Source organism: Arthrobacter crystallopoietes, assembly GCF_002849715.1.
Lineage (GTDB): Bacteria > Actinomycetota > Actinomycetes > Actinomycetales > Micrococcaceae > Crystallibacter > Crystallibacter crystallopoietes.
The window spans coordinates 3,584,494-3,598,232 of record NZ_CP018863.1 but is presented as its reverse complement, the minus strand read 5'-3'; the positions used below and the strand labels follow the sequence as shown (position 1 = coordinate 3,598,232).

The following is a 13,739-nucleotide window of genomic DNA, read 5'->3' as shown; positions in this document are numbered from 1 at the left end:
AGCCATCCTAAGCGACGGTCACGCTCACCGTGTGCCAGCCGGTGGCCCCATCCGGCACTACCGGGGCGCTCTCGCCGGTCTGGACCATGCCCGCCGCATCGATGGCACGGACCTGGAGCCGGTGGCGGCCTGCCGGCGCGGTCCACCGGTACCGGTACTGCCGCCAGGTGTCCGCGGAGATGGGATCGCCCAGTTCGGCATCCTGCCAGGCACCGTCGTCGACGCGCAGCTGCACGGCGCTGATGCCGGTGTGCTGGGACCAGGCCACACCGCCGATGTCCACCTGGCCGGGGTCGAGCCGCGCACCGTTGCGAGGCGTGTCGATCCGCGAGCTCATCTTCACCGGTCCCCGGGCGCTCCAGCCCCGGGTGGTCCAGTATGCGGTCTCGTCCTCGAAGCGGGTGAGTTTCAGTTCGGTGACCCACTTGGTGGCGGAGACGTAGCCGAAAAGCCCGGGCACCACCAGCCGCACCGGGAAGCCGTGTTCGAGCGGCAGCGGTTCGCCGTTCATCCCGATGGCCAGCAGCGCATCCCGCTCGTCGGTCAGCACTTCCAGCGGTGTCGAAGCGGTCCAGCCGTCCACGCTGCGCGAGAGCACCATGTCCGCCCCGGCCTGCGGGCGGGCCCTGGCGAGCAAGTTCCGGACCGGCCAGCCCAGCCACTTCGCATTGCCGATCAGGTCTCCGCCCACCGGGTTGGAGACGCAGCACAGCGTGATGTACCGCTCCGTCAGCTCCTGTCCCGCCAGTTCATCAAAGTCCAGCTCCACTTCCTGCTCCACCATGCCGGTCACCCGCAGCCGCCACTGGTCCACATTGACCACGGGCACCGCCAGGGCAGTGTCGATCCGGTAGAAATCCGGATTCGGTGTCACGAGCGGCGTGAGGCCGGCTACCGGCAGCGTTGCGCCTGCCGGAATCGGTTCCGCAGGATCGGCCGGGGCGGGCAGCTTGAAGGCCTGGCGGAGGCGGGCTGCACCCTGCTGGGCACTGCGGATACTCGTAGCGACGACGGCGGTCAACGCCGCCGCTGCCGCGGTACCTCCCAGCCACAACAGGAACGTGCGCCGGGCCGGGTCCTGCGCCGGAACGGCCGGCCGTGCAGGAGCGGCGGCGGCTTGGACGCAGCGCCGGACCAGGACCTGCAGCATCGCCAGGGCCACTACCCCGGCGACCACCGGGGCGGCCAGCGCCAATTGTTCGGCCTGCGGGCTGGCCAGCACAGCCACGGTGCCCGCCGCCGCAAAGGCGAGGATGACAGCGCTGCCGGCGTACCGGCGTCGTACTTCGAGCACTCCGGCCAGGCCGCCGAGGGCCGCGATCACCAACGTCATGGCAACGAAGAACGCGGCCTTGTCCGCCGTCCCGAAGACCGCGATTGCTGCATCCTTCACCATCGGGGGCAGCACGTCGATGACGGCCGAGCCAACCGCGGTCAACGGCGAAACGGAAGGGCTCAGGAACGCCGCGGCCAGCTCGCCGGCGGCGGTTCCCAGCAAGGCAGCAGCGGCCCCGGCGGCCGCCGCCCACCAGTTCGGCGCTGACTGGTCCGGTGCAGGCTGGTCCGGCCCTGATTCAGCCTGCTCCCGGTGCGTGCCCGCCGGCCGGCCGGTTGACCATCGGTCCGGCGTCGCCCCTCGGTTCGGTGCCCCTGGGTTCCGTGTCATCGGGCCTCCAGCCTCGCGGGTTTCACCGGCGGTTGCGGCGGCCGGACGGGTCAAGCGCTCTTGGCCGGATAGATGCTGACCTCAGCCGCCTTGACGGCGAAGAACATGCTGCGGCCCGGGTAGATATCCAATTCCGCCGCCGCGGCAGCCGTCACCTCCGCGGCGAGCTGACCGGCCCTTACCTTTAAGTGTCCGGCGGCCGGCTCCAGATCGTCAACGGTCACGGGCAGCACATTGCGCGGGCTGCCGTGCGGCCGCTCAGCAAAGACGGATACGGCAGCGGGGCGGAAGGCGGCCACCGCCGGCTCCCCCGGTTCCAGCGGCTGGACTGCCGTCCCCGCCACCGGCGATCCTGCGGGAATACCGGGCTGGCCTTCGCCCGCGCACAGGCCGTCCACAGCCGCGGTGCCGCCTATGACATTCAGGCCGGCCAGTTCCGCGGTGAAGGCGCTGCGCGGATGCGCGATGAGCTGCTTCGGCGTGCCCTGCTCCACCACGCGGCCGTGTTCCAGGACCAGGACGCGGTCCGCCAGCAGGAGGGCATCGAGAATATCGTGGGTGACGACGACGGCGCGGCGGCCGGCGAGCACCCGCCGCAGCATGCGCCGGATCACCGGAGCCACGGTGGCGTCCAGCGCCGCGAGCGGTTCGTCCAGCAGCAGCAGATCCGGTTCCGCGGCCAAGGCCCGGGCGATCGCCACGCGCTGGGCCTGCCCCCCGGACAGCTCGGCCGGGCGGCGCGGAGCCAGGTGGGTGGCCTCGGCCTCCGCCAGCCAGTCCAGGGCACGTTTCCGGGCGGCGCGCCTCGGGACTCCCTGGCTCCGCGGGCCGAAGGCGACGTTCTCGAGTGCGCTCAGCTGAGGGAACAACAGCGCATCCTGGGACAGCAACGCCACGGACCGCCGGTGCGGCGGCAGGACGGTGCCCGGTCCGAACAACACGCGCCCGTCGAGCACCGCTTCACCATGATCCGGGCGGACCAGCCCCGCGATGATGGCCAGCACGCTGGATTTGCCGACCCCGTTCGCCCCCATCAGGGCCACGGTCTCGCCGTCGTTGACCTTGAAGCTGACATCCAGCTGCCGCTCGGCCAAGGCGGCCCGCAGGGTAAAACTCACCGCCGGGCCCCGTTCCGGAGGCCGGTGCGCCCATACGTCAACGCCACAATCACGACGGCGGCCGCGACCAGCAGCATCGAAAGGGCCACGGCGGCGTCCGGATCCGTTTCGCGCTGGAGGTAGATTTCGAGCGGCAGGGTCCGGGTCACGCCGGTCAGGCTGCCGGCAAACGTCAAGGTGGCACCGAACTCGCCCAGCGCCCGGGCGAAGCACAGCACAGTGCCGGACGCCAACGCGGGCAGCAGCAGCGGCAGCGTCACCCGCCGCAGCACCGTCGCCGGACGGGCGCCCAGGGTGGCGGCGGCCTGCTCGTAGCGGCTGCCCGCGCTGCGCAGCGACGCTTCAACGCTGAGCACCAGGAACGGCAGCGCAACGAAGCTCTGCGCGAGCACAACAGCGGTGGTGGAGAAGGCGATCTGGATCCCCCATAGCTCCAAGGTGCTGCCCAGCAGGCCCTGGCGGCCGAAGGTATACAGCAGTGCCATACCACCGACGACGGGCGGCAGTACCAGCGGCAGCAGCACCAGCGCCCGGAGCAGTTTGCGGCCCGGGAAGCTGGAGCGGGCCAGCACCAGTGCCAGCGGCGTGCCCAGCAGCAGGCACACCAGGGTGCTGGCGGTGGCGGTGCGCAGGCTCAGGCCCAAGGCGGCCAGTGCGCCGTCGCTCGTTATCAGCGGCCAGAAGCCGGACCAGTCAACCCGCAGCGCCATGGCCAGCAACGGCAGCAGCACCAGCACAGTTCCGGCCGCGGCGAAGACGAAGACCGCGGCCGGCAGCCCCGTAGTCGTCTGCCGGCCGGACTGCCGCCCAGCCGTGGGCAGTGGCGCGCCGAGGCCGGCTGTTTCGTCCTCCCCGGGGCGTGTACCGGATGGGCCCATGGTCATGGTGTGCCGAACCCAGCGTCCGTAAGCACGCGCTGCCCTGGTTCACCGGTCGCATACTCCACGAACTCCCGGGCGAGCTCCTCCCGCCCGGTTCCGGCGGCGCCGGCAGTCACCGCGATCGGATAGGTCACAGCGGCATCCGCGGCATGCGGCACGGGGATGGTCCGGACCTTGTCTCCGGCCCGCACGGCGTCGGTCCGGTACACAAAGCCGGCATCCGCCTCGCCCGCGGTCACTTTCCCGAGGACCGCCGTCACCGAATTTTCCTCGCTGACCGGCGTAAGGGTTACGCCGGCGGTTTCGGCCAGTTTCCGGGCCGCGGCACCGCAGGGCACCTGCGGGGCGCACAGCACCAGCTTTACGTCCGGCCGTTCCAGGTCAGCCAGCGTTTCGATGCCCGCGGGGTTGGCGGAGGGCACCACCAGGGCCGGCATGTTCGTGGCCAGATCCTGCACGGCGCCGGCCACTCCCCCGGCCTCCGCCACGCGCGCCAGGGTGGCTGCATCCGCCGACGCGAAGACATCGGCAGGCGCGCCCTCGATGATCTGGGTGGCCAAATCGGCCGATCCGGCAAAGTTCAGGCGCACCGTGCTGCCCGGGACTTCGGCCTCGAAGGATTCCGCCAGCGCCGTGAACGGTGCCGCCAGCGACGCGGCCGCATAGACCGTGATGGTTCCCTCCTCCGCGCCACCTCCACCGGCTGCGCCGTCCTGACCGGAGCCGCAGGCAGCCAGCCCCATGGTTCCCGCCAGCGCGAGCAATGCAGCGGCAAGCCGTCCGGGCCTTGCAGTCCTCTGATTGGCCCGCCGTATCGTCAGCCTCACGGCCGGCCCTTCACCGGCAGGGCGGCCGGTGTCTGCACGATCACGTTGGTTGCCTTCACGACTGCGGTGGCCACCGACCCTGGTTCCAGCCCCAGCTCGCGGACGGCCTCGGCACTCATCAGCGAGACGACCCGGTGCGGCCCGCACTGCAGCTCCACCTGCGCCATCACCGTGTCCATCACCACGGAGGTCACCAGCCCCACAAAACGGTTCCGGGCCGAGCTGCCGGCTGCGGACTGGTCCGGTGGCAGGGCAGCATGTTCTTTGGCCAGGGCGGCCAGCTCCGTCCCGGCGACCACGGTCCGCCCGGCGGCATCGCGCTGCCCGGTCAGTGTGCCGGCGTCGATCCACCGCCGGACTGTATCGTCGCTGACTCCGAGGAAGCGCGCTGCCTCTGCTACTCGTATTTGCGTCACGAATCCCAGCATAGTTCCGCATCTGCGGGTTGAACAGGTCCACCGCCGCTACCCGCTGTCCACATGGGGAGACGGGGCTCGGCAAGGCAGCCCGTGCTAACGTACCCTCGATACATGAGCGTTAATTTGGGGATGCCGCAGGTAGCATCCGGTGCCCGCGGCACCGCCGCCCTGCCAGCGCGGCCGCTGGAGGCCGGCCCCGGGCTGATTGATCGTTTCGGCCGCTCCGCGACGGACCTGCGCATCTCGCTGACGGATAAATGCAACCTGCGCTGCACCTACTGCATGCCCGCCGAGGGCCTCGACTGGCTGAACAAGGAGCAGGTCCTCACGGACACCGAAATCGTCCGGCTGGTAGACATCGCCGTCAACCACCTGGGTGTGCGCGAACTGCGCCTGACCGGCGGCGAGCCGCTTGTGCGCGCCGGACTGGCCGACATTATCGCCGGTGTCCGGAACAACCATCCCGACCTGCCGGTGTCGCTGACCACCAACGGCCTCGGACTGGACAAGAAGGCCCGGATCCTCAAGGATGCCGGCCTGACCCGCATCAACGTATCGATGGATTCGCTGCACCCGGAAACCTTCGCCCAGCTCACGCGCCGGCCCTTCCTGGACCGGGTGCTCAAGGGGATCGAAGAAGCACACCGGATGGGCCTCGGCCTGATCAAGATCAATGCGGTGCTGATGCGCGGCATCAACGACCAGGAAGCATCCGGCCTGCTGGAGTGGGCCGTCAGCCACGGCTACGAGCTGCGCTTCATCGAGCAGATGCCACTCGACGCGGACCACGGCTGGACCCGGCAGAACATGATTTCGGCCGCGGAGATCCATGCCCTGCTGGAACAGGACTTCGTCCTCACCGCGGATCCGCGGCGCCGCGACGGTGCCCCGGCGGAAAGGTGGGAAGTACGACGGCGCTCTGCCCCCGGCATCGTCGTCGGCACTGTCGGCATCATCGCCTCGGTCACCGAACCTTTCTGCGCGGACTGCCGCCGGACCCGGATCACGGCCGAAGGCAAGGTACGTTCCTGCCTGTTCTCGCACGACGAAACCGACCTGCGCGACCTGCTCCGCAGCGGCGCAGGGGACGAAGCCGTCGCCGATCGGTGGCGCGAAGCGATGTGGGCCAAACCCCGGGCACACGGGATGGACCATACCGGACTGGGCGCCGAGGACTTCGTCCAGCCGGACCGAACCATGAGCGCGATCGGCGGTTGAATTGTTGTTGTTGATCAGGTACTTCGGCGCGGCCCAGGCCGCGGCCGGGACCGAAGAGGAGAAAGTGGTCCTGCCCGAAGGCAGCACGCTCGGAGACGTCCTCGACGTGCTGATCCGGGAGCACCCGCACTCAGTCGCACAGTCCAAGGGTGCACCGGCACTGGACTCGGTGATCGCGCGCAGCAGTTTCCTGCGCAACGAGATCGCTTGCAAGGACCGTTCGTCAGTCCTCGAAGATCAGGACATTATCGACATCCTCCCGCCCTTCGCCGGCGGCTGATCCGCTGCATCGAACGGCCGGTTGCCTGGGCCGCGTGCCCTGCAGAATCTGCAGACTATGAAGGCCCCGTTTCCGGTTACCGGAAACGGGGCCTTCATCGTTACTGCAGGCGCGGCTAGGGCTGGCGCGTCCCGCCCTGCGGCACCTGACGCTCGCGGTGGTGCGAGGAGCCGACCACGTCGCCGGCCTTCCACTCACCCCAGCCGGGCTGGTCCCGCATGAAGGCCTCGATCTCGTCCTTGTTCGCCTTGAGCTCCGGATCGTGCTTGAGGTAGTGCCGGGTCTCGCGCACAATCAGGCCGGAGAGAATGAGTAGCCCGAGGAGGTTGGGCAGGGCCATCAGACCGTTCATCACATCGGAGAAGTTCCAGACCACCGCCAGCGGAACCGTGCAGCCTATGAAAACCACCAGGGAGAAGACTACCCGGTAGGGCGTCACGCCGCGGCGGCCGAACAACCGCTCAACGTTGCGTTCGCCGTAGTACGCCCAGCCAAGAATCGTCGAAAAGGCGAACAGGACCAGCCCAATGGTGACAATCCAGTGGCCCCACTCGCCGGGCAGGCCATGGCTGAACGCCTCGCCGGTCATCAGCGCTGCCGAATCGCCGCCGAGATCCCAGACGCCGGTGGTGATGATCACCAGCCCGGTGCAGGTAACCACGATGATCGTATCGATGAAGGTCTGCGTCATGGAGACCAGGCCTTGACGTACCGGGTGGGTAGTCTGCGCTGCGGCAGCGGCGATCGCAGCCGACCCCATGCCCGACTCATTGGAGAAGATGCCCCGGGCCACGCCCATCTGGATCACCAGCATGATGGCGGAACCGGTGAACCCGCCAACGGCAGCCGTGCCGGTGAAGGCATCGGTGAAGATCAGGGCCAGGGCGGCGGGAACGCCGTCGATGTTCGCAATCAGGATGTAGATGGCTCCGAGCACGTAGAACACGATCATGACCGGTACGAAGCCTGCCGTCACGCGGCCGATGGACTTGATTCCGCCCACCAGCACCAGCAGCGTCAGGATGGACAGCACGGCGCCGGTGACCCACAGCGGAATGTTCCAGCTGCTCTCAACGTTCGTCGCGATGGAGTTGCCCTGGGTCATGTTGCCGATACCGAAGGAGGCCAGGAACGCGAAGACCGCAAAGGAGAGGGCCAGAACCTTGCCGAAGCGGTTCTTGATCCCGCGCTCCAGGTAATACTGCGGGCCGCCGGACTTTTCGCCGGCGTCGTCGGTGGTGCGGAACCGGACGCCCAGGAAGGCCTCCGAGTACTTCGACGCCATGCCCAGCAGCGCGGTCACCCACATCCAGAACAGCGCGCCGGGCCCGCCGATACCAATCGCCGTGGCGACGCCGACAATGTTGCCTGTACCAACGGTTGCCGCCAGGGCCGTGGTCAGGGCCTGGAACTGCGAAATATCGCCCTCGGCCCCTGCGTCCTTGCGCGTGAACAGTCCGAGCCGGAGTGCCACGCCCAGTTTGAGGAACTGCATACCACCCAAGCGGATGGTCAGGTACAGACCGGTGCCCAGCAGCAGCGGTATGAGCAGAAATGGACCCCAGACAACCGAGCTAACGGCCGATAGAAACTCCGTTAAGTCTTCCAAAACATTCTCCAATTGCGGTGCGGTAGATGCATGTGACTGCAGTCACCCACAGCCGGGATCAGTCTAGTACCCCATGCAGCCCATTCACATTTCCCTGCCCGCAACAGGCCCGCTACACGGCGGGATGAACGTCACACAACGCCCACGAGCCCGCCTGCTTGTCCCGCCGGCGCCCCAAAAAAGCAGCGGCCGGGTGCCCGGTTATTTACCGGACACCCGGCCGCCGGGTGGAATTTGCGGAACCTCAGAGACCGAAGTCCGCCGGTGAATCAAACGGACCGACGACGGTTACCGTGCGCGGCGCGGCGGCCAGTTCGGCAGCCAGCGCCTGCACTTCCTCCGGCGTGACGGCGCGGATTCTCGCCAGCGTCTCGTCCGCGTCCAGGAACTCTCCCGAGACGAGTTCCGCCCGTCCGAGCCGCGACATCCGCGAGCCGCTGTCTTCCAGCGCCAGGACGATGCCGCCGGACAACTGGCCGACGGCCTTGCGCAGTTCTTCAGTGCTAATCCCGTCCGAGGCCAGCTTGTCCAGCTCGGCACCCAGCAGTTCGATAACCTGCTTGGTCTTCGCCGGAGAGCAGCCCGCATACATGCCGAAGTAGCCGGCGTCCGCGTAGGACCCCGCGAAGGAGTACGTGGCGTAGACCAGACCGCGCTTTTCCCTGACTTCCTGGAACAGCCGCGACGACATGCCGCCGCCAAGGACCGCGTTGAGGACGCTCATGACGAAGCGGCGCTCGTCGGTGGCGACCAGGGATTGGCAGCCCATGATGATGTTGGCCTGCTCGACCGGACGCCGGTGGACGTGGATACCGGCCACGGAAGTGATCTCCGCGCGCTCGGCGGAACGGCGCTGTACCGGAGCCGCTCCGGGCTTGAGCGCCCAGCCCGCGCCCTCCAGAGCCTCCATGACCAGCCGGCAGACGTCGTCGTGCTCCAATCCTCCCGCTGCGGTCACAACCAACTCGTCCGGGCGGTAGTACCGCTGGTAGTGGTCCCAGACAGCGGTGCGGGGCACGGCCATGATTGCCTCGGGAGTGCCGCCGATCGGGCGTCCCAGAGGGTGGCCCGCCAGGACGGCCTCGACGAACTTCTCGTGGCAGACGTCCGAGGGATCGTCATTGTCCATCGCCAGCTCTTCGAGGATGACGTCGCGTTCCTGCTCCAGTTCGCTGTGGTCGAGCACGGCGGAGGTGATCATGTCCGCGATGACGTCGATGGCCATCGGCAGATCGGAATCGAGCACGCGGGCGTAGTAGCAGGTGTTTTCCTTGGCCGTCGCGGCGTTGGATTCCCCGCCGACCTCGTCAAAGGCCGACGCGATGTCAAGCGCCGTGCGCCGCCTCGTTCCCTTGAACAGCAGGTGCTCCAGGAAGTGCGTCGAGCCGTGCTGGCCCTCCGCCTCGTCCCGGGAACCGACGCCGACCCAGAAGCCGATGGTTGCCGAACGCTGCCCGGGCATGGCTTCCGTCAGCACCCGGACGCCGCCGGGGAGCACGGAACGCCGCACCACAGAGCCACCCGGATCGCCATGGATCAACGTGGGATCGGACCCGCCGAGATCGGTGGCGTCCGTATGGCCTTCAGTGGCGGACAGCGGTAAATGGATACCTCGGGACATAGCGGAACTCCCCGCCGCAGAGCGTGACTCTGCAGCGGGGAGTTCGTTGCCAAATGCTTCAGGCATTTACTCTGCGGAACCTTCCGCCGGCTGCAGGGCGTCCTCGCCGGAAGCGCCCTCGGCAGCCTCTTCCTCGGCAACAACCGGAGACAGCGAGAGCTTTCCGCGGTCGTCGATCTTAGTGATCTCCACCTGGACCTTCTGGCCTACGGAGACAACCTCGTCGACATTGTCCACGCGCTTGCCGCCGGCCAGCTTGCGCAGCTCGGAGATGTGCAGCAGGCCGTCCTTGCCCGGTGTCAGGGACACGAAGGCGCCGAACGTGGTGGTCTTGACAACCGTACCCAGGTAACGCTCGCCGACCTCGGGAACCTGCGGGTTCGCGATGGCGTTGATGGCGGAACGGGCTGCCTCGGCGGAGCCGCCATCGGTGGCGCCGATCAGCACGGTGCCGTCATCTTCGATGGAGATGTCGGCGCCGGTGTCCTCCTGGATCTGGTTGATCATCTTGCCCTTCGGGCCAATGACCTCGCCGATCTTGTCCACGGGGATCTTGACGGAGATGATCCGCGGCGCGAACTCGGAAAGCGCGTCCGGGGTATCAATCGCGGCCTCAAGCACGCCCAGGATGTGCAGGCGGGCTTCGCGGGCCTGCTTCAGCGCGGCGGCCAGGACCGAGGCGGGAATGCCGTCCAGCTTGGTGTCGAGCTGGATCGCAGTGACGAACTCGGCAGTACCGGCAACCTTGAAGTCCATGTCGCCGTAGGCATCTTCGGCACCGAGGATGTCGGTCAGCGCGGCGTAGCGGGTCTCGCCGTCGACCTGGTCGGAAACCAGGCCCATGGCGATGCCGGCAACCGGAGCCTTCAGCGGCACACCGGCGTTGAGCAGGGACAGCGTCGAGGCGCAGACCGAGCCCATCGAGGTGGAACCGTTGGAGCTGAGAGCTTCGGAGACCTGGCGGATGGCGTACGGGAACTCTTCACGCGAGGGCAGCACCGGAACCAGGGCGCGCTCGGCGAGGGCACCGTGGCCGATTTCGCGGCGCTTCGGCGAACCGACGCGGCCGGTCTCACCGGTGGAGTAGGGCGGGAAGTTGTAGTTGTGCATGTAGCGCTTGCGCGTCACCGGCGACAGCGAATCGATCTGCTGTTCCATTTTGAGCATGTTCAGCGTGGTGACACCCATGATCTGGGTTTCGCCGCGCTCGAAGATGGCCGAACCGTGTACGCGGGGCAGAACCTCTACCTCGGCGGTCAGCTTGCGGATGTCCGTCAGGCCGCGGCCGTCGATGCGGACCTGGTCCTTCAGGATGCGCTGGCGGACTACCTGCTTGGTGACGGAGTTGAAGGCAGCCGAAACTTCCTTCTCGCGCCCGGCGAACTGAGCTTCCTCGGAGCCGCCGAACTGCGCCAGGATCTCTGCCTTGAAGTCGTCCGCAGCATCATTGCGGGTCTGCTTGTCGGCAATCGAGAAGATCTCGGTCAGCTTGGTGGCAGCAGCGGCTTCCACAGCAGCGAACACGTCGTCCTCGTAGTCCTTGAAGACCGGGAACTCGACCGTCGGCTTGGCAGCGGCCGCGGCCAGCTGGGCCTGGGCGTCGCACAGGGACTTGATGAACGGCTTGGCCGCTTCCAGACCCTCGGCAACGACCTCTTCGGTCGGGGCGGGGGCGCCCTCTTCCTTGATCAGCTGCCAGGCGTTGTCCGTAGCTTCGGCCTCGACCATCATGATGGCGACGTCGTCACCGGCGACACGGCCGGCAACAACCATGCTGAAGACGGCCTTCTCCAGTTCGGTGTGCTTCGGGAACGCAACCCACTGGCCCTCGATCAGCGCCACGCGCACGCCGCCGATGGGGCCGGAGAACGGCAGGCCCGAGAGCTGGGTGGACATGGAGGACGCGTTGATCGCGACGACGTCGTACAGCACGTCCGGGTTGATCGCCAGGACGGTGACAACGATCTGCACCTCGTTGCGCAGGCCCTTCACAAAGGCCGGGCGCAGCGGGCGGTCCATCAGGCGGCAGGCCAGGATGGCTTCCGTGGACGGACGGCCTTCGCGGCGGAAGAACGATCCGGGAATGCGGCCGGCGGCGTACATACGTTCTTCGACATCCACCGTCAGGGGGAAGAAGTCAAAACCCTCGCGCGGGGACTTGCCGGCGGTGGTGGCGGACAGCAGTGCGGTGTCTTCGTCGATGTAGACCATCGCCGAGCCTGCGGCCTGCTGCGCAACGCGGCCGGTTTCAAACCGGATAACGCGCTTGCCGAAACGACCATTGTCAATGACCGCTTCAGAGAACTGAATTTCGGGACCCTCCAAGAGAGTCACCTCCGTTTCTGTGATGTCGGAGGTAACCAGCATCGGCCCAGACTTGCCTGCTTCCCTCGGTGGGAAGCGCCTGCGGCTGGCCGTGGGGCCCGTCAACACCCGGTCTTCGATCGAGACCCCCGGGCGGCTGTGCATTTGCTGCACCGGCCACTCCCGGAAATCACTACCGAGGACCGCGAATGCTTACGACGCCGGTCACTCCTGTTTTGTAATTATGGTTGCCCACCTGCCGGATCCCGGCCGGTGGGTTTGCGCCAAGCAAAGCGAAGGCGACTCTTTCCTATGCCCTTCAGCAGTTCAGAAAGAGCCGCCTTCACAGCAGACTAGCGGCGCAGGCCGAGACGCTCAATGAGCGCACGGTAGCGCGTGATGTCGGTGTCGCGCAGGTAAGCCAGCATGCGGCGACGACGACCAACCAGGGCCATCAGGCCGCGGCGGGTGTGGTGGTCATGCTTGTGCATCTTCAGGTGTTCCGTCAGGTCCGAGATGCGGCGGGACAGAACTGCGATCTGTACCTCGGGTGAACCCGTGTCGCCCTCGTGGGTGGCGTATTCCTTGATGATTTCCTGCTTGATAGCGGCGTCCAATGCCACAATAACTCCTAGAAGTTGTGCCGTGAGGCCCGTTTCAGCACTTCGCTGCCGGGGTCTCCACGCTCGGCCGGGATTGCCGGAACGAACAGAGAGAAATCCAGCCGCCACGGACCGCAGCCGAATTCAGCCCTCAGTTTACCTGTCCGGGAGTTAGTCTGTCGAAAGCAGGGCCCGCGACTGGTCGACGTCGATCTCCATCTGGGCGATCAAAGCCTCCGGCCCGGTGTAGGCAACCATGCCGCGCAGCCGGTGGACGAACTCCACCACGACCTGCTGGCCGTAGAGGTCGAAGTCCCCGTTCGCTTCCTTCGGCCGGTCGATGACGTGGGCCTCGACGCGGCGGCTGGCGCCTTCAAATGTCGGGTTCGAGCCAACCGAGATGGCGGCAGGCCAGCGCCGTCCCGACGCGTCGATCAGCCAGCCGGCGTAAACCCCGTCGGCGGGGATCAGCCCGCTGGCATCCGGGGAAAGGTTGGCGGTCGGGAAACCCAGTTCGCGGCCGCGGGCATCCCCATGGACCACCTCGCCGCGCACCCGGTGCAGCCTGCCCATCACCTGGGCAGCCGTCACCACATCGCCCTCGGCCAGCGCTTCCCGGACCCAGGAGGAGGAACAGCGCCTGCCCCTGAGGTGGGACTCCGGCGCGTCCGGCTGGTCCGAGCCGTATTCCTCGATCACGTCGACGGCGAAGCCGAACTGCTCACCGAGTTCCTGCATGGTGTTCAGGTCACCGGAATTTCCCTTGCCGAACCGGACATCGTGGCCGATAACGACGGCGGACGCCCCCAGCGCTTCAACGAAGACTTTGCGGACAAATTCCTCGGGCGTGTCCGCCGCCAGTTCGAGCGTGTAGGTCATCATGAGCAGGCCGTCGATACCGGTTTCCTCGAGCGCCTCAATGCGGTCCTGCAGCCCCATGATCTGCTGCGGAGCTGCCTCGGGACGGTGGACCTGTGCGGGATGCGGGTCGAAGGAGATGGCGACGGCGTTGGCGCTGTGGCGTGCGGCAGTCTCCACGAGCTTGGCCAGCACCTGCTGGTGGCCGCGGTGCACGCCGTCGAAATTGCCCAGCGTTACCACTGATGGACCAAAACCGGAGGGTACTTCGGCCAGGTCTTTCCAGTAGTGCACAGCAGGCTCCTCGCATCGTTAGCTATTCATGAGCTGTTCAAT

12 protein-coding genes are annotated in these 13,739 nt (G+C 67.2%); 2 read left to right on the top strand and 10 right to left on the bottom strand.

Going from position 1 to position 13,739, the window contains the following annotated elements:
- Nucleotides 1-7 precede the first annotated feature (7 nt).
- The 5 genes from AC20117_RS16645 to AC20117_RS16625 are packed head-to-tail and all read right to left on the bottom strand — an operon-like array spanning nt 8 to nt 4,908.
- On the bottom strand, nt 8-1,666 hold the full coding sequence (locus tag AC20117_RS16645; RefSeq protein WP_083339883.1) for a molybdopterin-dependent oxidoreductase: 1,659 nt from the start codon (nt 1,664-1,666) through the stop codon (nt 8-10).
- Nucleotides 1,667-1,716: 50 nt separating this feature from the next.
- Entirely contained in the window at nt 1,717-2,784 is a 1,068-nt protein-coding gene (locus AC20117_RS16640; protein WP_074702708.1) for a sulfate/molybdate ABC transporter ATP-binding protein, read from the bottom strand.
- Nucleotides 2,781-3,668, bottom strand: a complete 888-nt coding sequence (locus AC20117_RS16635) for an ABC transporter permease (protein ID WP_083339884.1) — start codon at nt 3,666-3,668, stop codon at nt 2,781-2,783. The genes AC20117_RS16640 and AC20117_RS16635 overlap by 4 nt, the downstream gene beginning before the upstream one ends.
- Nucleotides 3,665-4,492, bottom strand: coding sequence for a molybdate ABC transporter substrate-binding protein (gene modA / locus AC20117_RS16630; protein ID WP_236777349.1), 828 nt, complete (start codon nt 4,490-4,492; stop codon nt 3,665-3,667). Before modA ends, AC20117_RS16635 begins: the two co-directional genes overlap by 4 nt.
- On the bottom strand, nt 4,489-4,908 hold the full coding sequence (locus tag AC20117_RS16625; protein ID WP_074703453.1) for a TOBE domain-containing protein: 420 nt from the start codon (nt 4,906-4,908) through the stop codon (nt 4,489-4,491). The genes modA and AC20117_RS16625 overlap by 4 nt, the downstream gene beginning before the upstream one ends.
- A gap of 114 nt (nt 4,909-5,022) precedes the next feature.
- Here AC20117_RS16625 and moaA point away from each other — a divergent pair, with 114 nt between their 5' ends.
- Nucleotides 5,023-6,129: a GTP 3',8-cyclase MoaA gene (moaA, locus tag AC20117_RS16620; protein ID WP_074702710.1), complete on the top strand. Its 1,107-nt coding sequence runs from the start codon at nt 5,023-5,025 to the stop codon at nt 6,127-6,129.
- Nucleotides 6,130-6,136: 7 nt separating this feature from the next.
- On the top strand, nt 6,137-6,409 hold the full coding sequence (locus AC20117_RS16615) for a MoaD/ThiS family protein (protein ID WP_074703454.1): 273 nt from the start codon (nt 6,137-6,139) through the stop codon (nt 6,407-6,409).
- Between the two features lie 115 nt (nt 6,410-6,524).
- On the opposite strand, the gene AC20117_RS16610 is transcribed toward AC20117_RS16615, so the two are convergent.
- The 5 genes from AC20117_RS16610 to AC20117_RS16590 all read right to left on the bottom strand — a co-directional run bounded on the left by AC20117_RS16610 (nt 6,525) and on the right by AC20117_RS16590 (nt 13,697).
- Nucleotides 6,525-8,018, bottom strand: a complete 1,494-nt coding sequence (locus AC20117_RS16610; RefSeq protein WP_074702711.1) for an alanine/glycine:cation symporter family protein — start codon at nt 8,016-8,018, stop codon at nt 6,525-6,527.
- 244 nt (nt 8,019-8,262) lie between these two features.
- Nucleotides 8,263-9,639: a M16 family metallopeptidase gene (locus AC20117_RS16605; RefSeq protein ID WP_074702712.1), complete on the bottom strand. Its 1,377-nt coding sequence runs from the start codon at nt 9,637-9,639 to the stop codon at nt 8,263-8,265.
- A 66-nt stretch (nt 9,640-9,705) separates the two neighbouring features.
- Nucleotides 9,706-11,964, bottom strand: a complete 2,259-nt coding sequence (locus tag AC20117_RS16600; RefSeq protein WP_101632743.1) for a polyribonucleotide nucleotidyltransferase — start codon at nt 11,962-11,964, stop codon at nt 9,706-9,708.
- Nucleotides 11,965-12,296: 332 nt separating this feature from the next.
- A complete protein-coding gene (gene rpsO / locus AC20117_RS16595) occupies nt 12,297-12,566 on the bottom strand; it encodes a 30S ribosomal protein S15 (protein WP_074702713.1) in 270 nt (89 codons plus the stop codon).
- 150 nt (nt 12,567-12,716) lie between these two features.
- Nucleotides 12,717-13,697: a bifunctional riboflavin kinase/FAD synthetase gene (locus AC20117_RS16590; RefSeq protein WP_074702714.1), complete on the bottom strand. Its 981-nt coding sequence runs from the start codon at nt 13,695-13,697 to the stop codon at nt 12,717-12,719.
- Between the last annotated feature and the right edge of the window lie 42 nt (nt 13,698-13,739).